Annotated in this window: 9 protein-coding genes and 3 tRNA genes; 7 read left to right on the top strand and 5 right to left on the bottom strand. The window is 57.5% G+C overall.

Annotation, left to right across the window (positions count from 1 at the left end):
• Window positions 1-806: 806 nt before the first annotated feature.
• Both AC11W3_RS04475 and AC11W3_RS04470 read left to right on the top strand, forming a co-directional pair.
• The gene (locus tag AC11W3_RS04475) at window positions 807-1589 is read left to right on the top strand and encodes an RNA polymerase sigma factor (RefSeq protein ID WP_484089298.1); all 783 of its coding nucleotides are present in this window, start codon (window positions 807-809) and stop codon (window positions 1587-1589) included.
• 64 nt (window positions 1590-1653) lie between these two features.
• A complete protein-coding gene (locus AC11W3_RS04470) occupies window positions 1654-2163 on the top strand; it encodes a DUF3795 domain-containing protein (protein WP_484092565.1) in 510 nt (169 codons plus the stop codon).
• Between the two features lie 271 nt (window positions 2164-2434).
• Here AC11W3_RS04470 and AC11W3_RS04465 read toward each other — a convergent pair.
• The 5 genes from AC11W3_RS04465 to serS form a co-directional block, all read right to left on the bottom strand.
• Window positions 2435-2511, bottom strand: a tRNA-Arg gene (locus AC11W3_RS04465).
• Window positions 2512-2712: 201 nt separating this feature from the next.
• Entirely contained in the window at window positions 2713-3186 is a 474-nt protein-coding gene (locus tag AC11W3_RS04460; RefSeq protein ID WP_484089296.1) for a DUF2155 domain-containing protein, read from the bottom strand.
• A 41-nt stretch (window positions 3187-3227) separates the two neighbouring features.
• A tRNA-Ser gene (locus AC11W3_RS04455) sits at window positions 3228-3321 on the bottom strand.
• A gap of 41 nt (window positions 3322-3362) precedes the next feature.
• A tRNA-Ser gene (locus tag AC11W3_RS04450) sits at window positions 3363-3448 on the bottom strand.
• Between the two features lie 5 nt (window positions 3449-3453).
• Window positions 3454-4722, bottom strand: a complete 1269-nt coding sequence (gene serS / locus AC11W3_RS04445) for a serine--tRNA ligase (RefSeq protein ID WP_484089300.1) — start codon at window positions 4720-4722, stop codon at window positions 3454-3456.
• A 222-nt stretch (window positions 4723-4944) separates the two neighbouring features.
• On the opposite strand from serS, the gene thpR reads away from it, so the two are divergent.
• The 5 genes from thpR to AC11W3_RS04420 form a co-directional block, all read left to right on the top strand.
• Window positions 4945-5481 carry an RNA 2',3'-cyclic phosphodiesterase gene (gene thpR / locus AC11W3_RS04440; protein WP_484089295.1) on the top strand — a complete coding sequence of 179 codons (537 nt, stop codon included), beginning with the start codon at window positions 4945-4947 and terminating at the stop codon, window positions 5479-5481.
• A gap of 252 nt (window positions 5482-5733) precedes the next feature.
• The gene (locus AC11W3_RS04435; RefSeq protein WP_484089294.1) at window positions 5734-6021 is read left to right on the top strand and encodes a hypothetical protein; all 288 of its coding nucleotides are present in this window, start codon (window positions 5734-5736) and stop codon (window positions 6019-6021) included.
• A gap of 2 nt (window positions 6022-6023) precedes the next feature.
• Complete coding sequence (locus AC11W3_RS04430; protein ID WP_484089293.1) at window positions 6024-6410, top strand: hypothetical protein; 387 nt, start codon at window positions 6024-6026, stop codon at window positions 6408-6410.
• Window positions 6411-6473: 63 nt separating this feature from the next.
• Window positions 6474-8258 (top strand): potassium-transporting ATPase subunit KdpA, encoded by a 1785-nt coding sequence (gene kdpA, locus AC11W3_RS04425; RefSeq protein WP_484089292.1) that lies wholly within the window; start codon window positions 6474-6476, stop codon window positions 8256-8258.
• A 2-nt stretch (window positions 8259-8260) separates the two neighbouring features.
• A partial coding sequence (locus tag AC11W3_RS04420) for a P-type ATPase actuator domain-containing protein (protein WP_484092564.1) occupies window positions 8261-9012 on the top strand: 752 nt, incomplete at its 3' end.

The raw sequence follows: 9012 nt of genomic DNA, 5'->3' as shown, positions 1-9012 counted from the left end.
GGTAAAGGCGGCTTCCTGCCGACGACAAGGAACGGTAATGAAGGTTGTGACAGCGCTTAAGAGCCCGCACCTTTTTCAAACGTCAAGAGCTGGTAACGCTACACTCTTGCCGTCCGGCAAACGGTTCCCCCTAGTATCTTCCGGACCGCGGACCGAGTAACTTAACGAACTGACCAGCGTCCCCTTCCGGTCTGGTATCGTCAGGTCACCTCGTCTATGCCGTTCGGTGAGATTCCATGCCTACAACCCGTGCTACATCAAGAGAAGGAGCTGTCACGGCTTTAGCACTTGAACCATCTCCATTGCCAAAAAAACAGGACAAATACATAACAGCTTTTTATTCGATTTTCTTTAATACATTGGTGCAAATTATTATGTCAAGGCTTTTCTAGTAATGATTCTAATAATATGGATCGCACGACGTGCTAATACCCTATTTATTTAGTCTAGCCTCGCTTAAGTTATTATTTTTTACTAATTTTATAAGTGCTAGTGCAAATATTTATAAAACAATTAGTTTGAGGATGTAGGTTCGGAGAGGATGACAGTAAAGCGGGCGGGAGAGGAGACCGTGGGCAGATAGATGAAAGATGGCAGGAATAGAATACAAAAGGGCTGGCCGTGAGAATTTTAAAAACCAACGAAGGGTGCAAGACAGGCCGGATTGGATGCCGTAGGTGTGATGGTATCGGCATCCAGGATGCTTCCTCGTCTTGGCATCGATACCATCGCCAAATTAAGGAAGGCCGTAACGCTTGTTAGCGTTGACAAGAGGTCTCGGAATGGACTATTGGTAACAACCAATCATGCCAACTTCTGCGCTCACTCCCGACTTTGATCAGCTCTACCGCGACCACTGCGATATGGTTCACAGGCTCGCTCTCGGGCTAACCTGCAACCCCGACGATGCGGAAGAGATTACCCAGGAGGCTTTCCTGCGGGCCTTCCGCTCGTATCATACCTTCCGGGAAGAATCCTCCTTTTCCACATGGATCTATCGCATCGCCCTCAATATTGCCAGCGATTATCTCAAGCACAGGGCGAAGTTTCCGGTCCATGCCCTCGAGGAAGCCGGGTACTCCCTCGATGAGATCCTCGAACCCAATCCCCCCAACGATCCGGAGACGGAATATCTCGCCCGCCAGGCGAGGGTGAAATGCCTCCACGCCATGACCGAGTGCCTGCCGACCGAACAGCGGAAGGTTTTCTGCCTCGCCGTGACCATCGGTCTCCCATTGAAGGTGGTGGCCGATATCGTCGAATCTTCACTGGCCTCAGTCAAGACCACCCTTCACCGTGCCAGGCAGCGCTGGTTCGGCTACATGGAAGATCGCTGCCAGTTGATCAGGAAAGGCAATCCGTGCTCCTGCAGCCAGTGGGTGCGCTTCGGACTGGCGCAGGGATGGATAAAGAAGGATCCCTCCCCGAAGGCCCATCCGGCGGAGATGGAGCCGGCGAGGAAGGAAATCGACGGAATCAGAGCCTTGCGCGACCTCTATCACGATCTCTACCACGACTCTGGCGACCAGTCCTTTGCCGAGCGGGTGCGCGAAGGGATGAAAAAGAGAGAGTGGTCGATTTTTTCCTGATCCTTGTAACCTTTTCTCTCCCGCGCAGTCAAACCCTCCAGAAGCTACCGTGCGAGGAGGTTTTATGGAAAGAGAAGACGGCAAGAAGGTGGCCGCGGTCTGCGGGCTTTACTGTGAGGCGTGCTCCCTCTTCATCGCGACTACGGAGGATCAGGAAAGGTTGACGGCCCTGGCGGCCAGGTTCAACTGCTCCGAAGAGGACGCAAGGTGTTACGGGTGCCGGTCCGGGAAGAAGTTTTCCCAGTGCGTGAGTTGCCATATGTTCAACTGCGCGGCCGAACGAAAGATCGATTTCTGCAGCCAGTGCGGTGATTTCCCGTGCCGCCAGCTAAAAGAGTTCCAGGGGGAGCGGCCGCACCGGAACGATTTATGGGCCGATCTTGAGCGGATCAGTTGCGCGGGGCACGAGCAGTGGCTGCGGGAGGCCCGGGCGCGCTACACCTGCCCACGGTGTGGGACCATCAACTCCGCCTACGACCTGAAATGCCGAAAATGCGGCGTCTCCCCCAGTTGCAGCTACACGGAGGAACATGGCAAAGCCGTTGCCCGCTTTCTCGCCGCGCAGGGGCGCTGAACGAGCGCCCACTGCGTCACTGCTGCCACTAACGCAAGAAGGGCTACAGCGTGAACTGTAGCCCTTCTTTTTTATTGCGTGGCCAGGGAGAGGATGAACAGCCTGAAACACTAGAATGACCTTAAAAGAAAAGGTCAACCCTGGTTAAGAGGTACGGGCTCTTCTGTCGGTTCTTCAGACCGGTGTATTACGGATAATTAGGACCGTAGATAAAAAAAAGGCCCTCCCGTGAAGTGCGGAAGGACCATCATTTTTTGCTCTGTCTGGTAATTGGCGCGCCCGGAGCGATTCGAACGCCCGACCCCAAGATTCGTAGTCTTGTGCTCTATCCAGCTGAGCTACGGGCGCAAACTACCGTAAACTATGGCAAATTTCGTTTCCAGCCATCTCTGGCTGGTTGAACTGTGATGCTACAACAAAACATGGTAACGAGTCAAGCACTGTGTCTTGGTTTTGGCTTTTTTCCGTACGCCGAGAGCATTTCGGATGCCAGACCTTCGGTTTCATAGTCCGGTGCCCTATCCAGCTGAGCTACGGGCCCAAATTTTATCAACCGGCCGGAACGTAATCGACCAGCCTGAAACCGTACTGAGGATGCTGAAACGCGTGGGTGGTCGGGTAGAGGGTGAAGAGCCAGCCCCTGTAAATTTCCTTGCCACCTTCCTTCACCACCAACTGGGCTGCCGGATTCCTCAGCTCGTTGGACTGAGAGGTAAGGGTGGTCCCTTCCATCACGAAATGCGGTAAAAAATTCTCTATTTTCAGCGTAAGGTCCGATCCGGGGAGCTTGAACTCGGACCCGATCGGAATGGTGTAAATCTGCTGCGACTTCGCGTTCTTGTCGGCGACCTGGATCTTGACCGCCTTCCACTTTCCCTTGACGCTGTCCGGTACCACTACTACCGACGGGGACTTGACGGGCTGTGAACGGGTTGGTGCAGGTTTAGCCTTCTTTTCGTTGCATCCTGCTGCGAGACCCATAGCGACCAGTGACAAAACCATCAGTTTCATCAATCGCTTCACCCAAACCTCCGCTACCGTCTGAAACAGTTCCCTGCTTGAAATGGCGGAGAGCGAGGGATTCGAACCCTCGATACCGGTTTACCCAGTATACTCGCTTAGCAGGCGAGCGCCTTCGACCTACTCGGCCAGCTCTCCGTGTGATGCCGCTACTACTGACCTGCGTAAACTCTTGTAAATGGCGGAGGAAGTAGGATTCGAACCCACGGAACTTTCGTTCAACGGTTTTCAAGACCGCCGCCTTCAACCACTCGGCCATTCCTCCAAAGCCTAGCTGATTCTCTCCAGCCCGCCCATGTAGGGTCTGAGGGCTTCCGGTATCAGCACCGAACCGTCGGCCTGCTGGTAATTCTCCAGCACGGCAACCACGGTCCTTCCGACTGCGAGTCCTGAGCCGTTCAGGGTATGGACGAACTCCGGTTTGGCCTTCTCGTCCGGCCTGAAACGTATCCCTGCCCGACGCGCCTGAAAATCTTCGAAACAGCTGCAGGAGGAAATCTCCCGGTAGCAGTTCTGACCCGGCAGCCAGACCTCGATGTCGAAAGTCTTGGCAGCCGAAAAACCTATGTCGCCCGTGCAGAGCTCGACCACCCGGTAGGGGATGTTGAGCCTGCGCAGCACCTCCTCGGCGTGGCCGAGCAGTTTCTGCAGTTCCTCGTATGAGGTTGCGGGGTCGGTGAACTTGACCAGCTCGACCTTGTTGAACTGGTGCTGCCTGATCAGCCCGCGCGTGTCCTTACCGTAAGATCCGGCCTCCTTGCGGAAGCAGGGGGTGTAGGCCACGTAGTTGATCGGCAGATCGGAGCCCTTCAGGATCTCGCCGCGGTGGATATTGGTGACAGGAACCTCAGCCGTGGGGATGAGAAAAAAATCGACCCCTTCCAGATGGAAGAGATCTTCCTCAAACTTCGGCAACTGACCCGTACCGGTCATGCTGTCCCTGTTTACCATAAACGGCGGGAGCATTTCAATATATTTATGCTCTTCTGTGTGAAGGTCGAGCATAAAGTTGATCAGTGCCCTTTCCAGCCTGGCTCCGGCACCGCGATAGAGGGTAAACCTCGCGCCGGTAAGCTTGGCGCCGCGTTCGAAATCCAGGATCCCCAGGTTCTCGCCGATCTCCCAATGGGGCTTGGCCTCGAAGCCAAGCTCCGGGCGCTCGCCCGAGATCCTCACCACCACGTTGTCCTCTTCGGACTTGCCGATAGGGGTGCTGATGTTGGGGATGTTGGGGACGGTGAGGAGGAAATTCTGCAGTTCCTCTTCCACCACCCGCAGCGACTCGTCGATCCCCTTGATCTGCTGGGAGACCTCGCGCATCTGGGTCTTGAGGTCGGCGGCCTGGCTCTTGTCCTGGAGGCGGGCGATCTCTTCCGAGGCCTTGTTGCGCATGGCCTTCAGGTTCTCGCTCTGCTGCAGAAGTTCGCGGCGGCGGTCGTCCAGTTCCTTGAAGAGGGCAAGATTGATCCCCTCCCCCCTGGTCTTCAGCCGGGCTTCTACAGTCTCCAGATTTTCGCGGATGTATCTCGCGTCGAGCATCTCTAGCGCCTTTACTTCGCCGTTACCAAAGCTATACTTTCTAGCACCGTAGTCGGCCATCGTCAACTCTTTTTTGCGACTCTTTTGCCAAATCCCACTTTTTCTGACTCATCACCACGAGACGCTGCAGCTCCTTCTGACAGAGCGATCGACCATGACATCAACCGGATGCTGCTGCCACAGCTATATCAATCTAACAACGGGAAAGACACGGGAGCCGTCATGCCGAGACTGTTCATAGCCGTTGATCTACCTGAAACGACCAAAGATCCTCTCACCGGTTTTGCCAGGGAGCTTCCGCTCGCCAGATGGGTGGGGAGGGAGGAGCTCCATCTCACCCTGCGCTTCGTCGGCGAAGTCGACGATGGGACATTTTCCCTCATCAAGACCGCCCTTTCGAAAGTCAGTTTTTCCTCATTTCCACTGAGGCTCTGCGGAGTCGGCCATTTCCCCCCGGGGAAGCACCCGAGGGTGCTCTGGGTCGGGATGGACCGGTGCGAAGCGCTCCTGGCGCTGCAGCAGGAGGTGGAGCTTGCTCTGGTCGATGTCGCCATCCCACCCGACGAGCGGCCGTTCTCCCCCCACATCACCCTGGCGCGGCTCAAGGACACCCCCGCCGCCGCGGTGCTGGAGTTCGAAAGGCGCCACCAGGACCTGGCCTGCCCCGCCTTCGAGGTGACCGAGGTCATCCTGTACTCCAGCGTCCTCACCCCCAAGGGCGCGATCCACACGAAAGAGGCGATCTACGGCTGCCGTTGACCCGCCACGCGCTCCCCTCACGGTGTCAATCCCGAGGAGAGGCATCACTCTGCATATCGATAACCCGTAGCCGGGGGCCGTGTCCCCCTTGGCAGCTCCCCCAGCCACTGCCCCTCTCCCTACAGGGGAGGGGGAAGGACCTGTTCTTAATGACTTCTTTACGGCTTCGGTCCGCATCTTGACACCGTCTTTAGGGGAATGACGATATGGTGATACTAGAGAAAACAATTTCCAAACAGCAGGAGTATCACCGTGAAAATCTACCTCTATTGCCCGGAGAGCGGCGTCTACCAGGGTGAAGACTTTGCCGACAAAGGTTTCATGAAAAGGGAACTACGGGAGTTACCGGCCGGTTGCACGGCCATCGCGCCTCCACCGTTCGGACGAGGAGAGGTTCCGGTCTTTCGTGTGGCAGAAAACCTCTGGGAGGTGCGGCATCTGACCGTTCCCAAACAAGAGCTCAGCAAGGAAGAAACCATCACCCTGCCTCACACCGATCCCACCGGTGTGATTCCTTCGACAGAAACAGGAGGTGGATGACCATGAAAACACTTTTACTGCTGCTGACGATTCCGCTTCTGATGGCTTCTCCAGTTCATGCCGTATCCTATCCTCCCTCCGTCCAGGAGCCGACTTACCTGAAGGAGACCGAGGTCATGACGGTCGGTGCCAAGGTGCATATGTTTCACAGCGGCAGTCAGGACGTGAGGAACGCCATCAAGATCAACGACGTGCTCGCGGTGTACCACGAGTACCCTCCCGATATCTGGACCGTGAGCAAGCAGACCGGCAAGGTGAAGGTTCTCGCCACCATCGGTGACTACTACTTCGAGGGCGAGGTCATTGAAGGCTCTGTGCAGCCGGGGAGTCTGGCGCTCAAAGGGACCATCGCCTGTATCATCACCACGCGCCTGACCCAGAAGAGATAACATTATCAATTCGCTGTCACGCGCAGTTCCCTAGTTGAATCAGTAGAAACGGAGAAAGGAGTTATGAACACCTACGAATGGCTGCAAACAGCAATCTTCTTCCTCGTCCTTCTGGCGGCGGTGAAGCCGGTAGGCGGTTACCTGGCAAAGGTGTTCCAGGGGGAACGGACCTTCCTCTCCCCGGTTCTTGTCCCTTGCGAAAACCTCCTCTACCGGATCTGCGCCGTAGAAAAGGACGAGGAGATGGACTGGAAGCGCTACGCCTGTGGCCTGCTTCTTTTCAACCTGATCTGCGGCCTCTCGCTGCTGGCGATCCTGCTGCTTCAGGGAGTGCTCCCCATGAACCCTCAGAAGTTCCCGGGATTTTCCTGGCACCTGGCGCTCAATACGGCCATCAGCTTCATGACCAACACCAACTGGCAGGCTTACTCAGGTGAGTCGGCGGCGAGCTACTTCACCCAGATGTTCGGCTTCGCGGTGCACAACTTCCTCTCCGCCGCGACCGGCATCGTGGTGGCGATCGCTACCATACGCGGCTTTGCACGGCGCCGGGTCTCGGTGATCGGCAATTTCTACGTCGATCTCACCAGGTGTACCCTGTACGTTCTGCTGCCGCTGTCGCTTGTTTTCGCCGTGTTCCTGGTGTCCCAGGGGGTGATCCAGAATTTCAGCCGCAACAAGACTGTGCCGCTGGTTCAGGAGACGGGCTACGACAAGCCCAAGCTGGACGACAAGGGGAACCAGGTCAAGGATGCCAGGGGGAACCAGGTCACCGAGACCATCAAGGTCAAAGAGGTGAGCATCCCCATGGGACCCGTGGCATCCCAGGAGGCGATCAAGGAACTCGGCACCAACGGCGGCGGCTTTTTCAACGCCAACGCGGCGCATCCCTATGAAAATCCGACTCCTCTCACCAACGTTGCCGAGGTCTTCCTGATCCTTCTGATCAGCGGCAGCCTCACCTACACCTTCGGCACCATGGCTGGGAACACCCGCCAGGGATGGGCTCTTTTGGCGGTCATGCTGGCGATCCTGATCATGGCGATCGGGGTCAACTTTTGGGCGGAGTATAGCGGCAATCCCCTGGTGGCGAAGCTGGGCGTTCATGCCGTGAATATGGAAGGGAAGGAAACCCGCTTCGGTGTTGCCGGAACCGCCCTTTTCACCTCCGCGACCACCGGCACCTCCTGCGGGGCGGTCAACGCGATGCACGACTCGATGACCCCGCTGGGAGGGATGATCCCGCTCTCGCTGATCCTCCTCTCGGAGGTGGTCTTCGGCGGCGTGGGGACCGGACTCTACACCATGATCGCCTTCGTGGTGATCGCGGTCTTCGTGGCCGGGCTCATGATCGGGCGTACCCCGGAGTTCCTCGGCAAGAAGATCGAGGTGCGCGAGATGTGGATGTCGATCATCACCGTGCTCACCTCGGGCATCCTGGTGCTGATCTTCTCCGGGCTTGCCATGGTGGTCCCGTCGGCGATCTCCTCCATGGCCAACCCGGGCGCACATGGACTCTCCGAGGTCCTCTATGCCTACGCGTCCATGTCCAACAACAACGGGAGTGCCTTCGCGGGGCTCAACGCAAACACGGCTTTCTATGACGTCAGCGGCTCGATAGCGATGTTCTTCGGACGCTTCGCCCCAATCGTCGCCTCGCTCGCCATGGCGGGCTCCCTGGCGCAGAAGAAGTACGTTCCCGCCAGCCTGGGAACCCTTCCCACGGACAAGGTCCCCTTCGCCCTCTGGCTGGCCCTGGTCATCCTCATCGTCGGTGCGCTGACCTTCTTTCCCGCACTTTCGCTGGGGCCGATCGTGGAGCACCTGATCATGCTGGGAGGTAAGTAAGGATGTCGAAACACGCACCTGAACCGATTTCCATGTTCGACGCACGGATCATGAAACCCGCGCTGGTCGACTCTTTCAAGAAGCTGGACCCCAGGGGCCTTTGGCGCAACCCGGTGATGTTCTGCGTCGAGATAGCCAGCGCCATCACCCTGATCACCTTCGTCATGTCGCTTACCGGCGCCAACAAGGAACCCGCCTGGTTCACCGGCCTGGTCTCCGTCTGGCTCTGGCTGACAGTCATCTTCGCCACCTTCGCCGAGTCGCTCGCGGAGGGACGCGGCAAGGCCCGCGCGGCATCGCTTCGTAAAAGCCGCACCGAGGTGACCGCGAAGCGTCTGAAAGTACCTGAGTTCGGCAGTCCGTTCGAAAGCGTACCGGCCGAATCGCTCAGGAAGGACGATTACATACTGGTCGAGGCGCACGAGATGATAGCGGGCGACGGCGAGGTGGTGACCGGAGCCGCGCTGGTGAACGAGGCGGCGGTTACCGGAGAATCCGCGCCGGTGGTGCGCGAGTCCGGCGGCGACCGGAGCGCCGTCACCGGGGGCACCGAGGTGATCGCCAACTCCATCATCGTCAGGATCACCGCCAACCCGGGAGAGACCTTCCTGGACCGGATGATCTCCCTCATCGAGGGGGCCAAGCGCCGCAAGACCCCCAACGAGATCGCTCTCGAAGTACTCCTGATCGCGCTAACACTCGTATTCCTGCTGGTCTGCGCCAACATCAGCCCGCTGTCGATCTACAGCGTGAA

The sequence above is a fragment of the Geomonas sp. genome, from assembly GCF_056994735.1.
The sequence above is the reverse complement of the archived record's forward strand: the minus strand, read 5'-3'. Positions and strand labels throughout refer to the sequence as shown.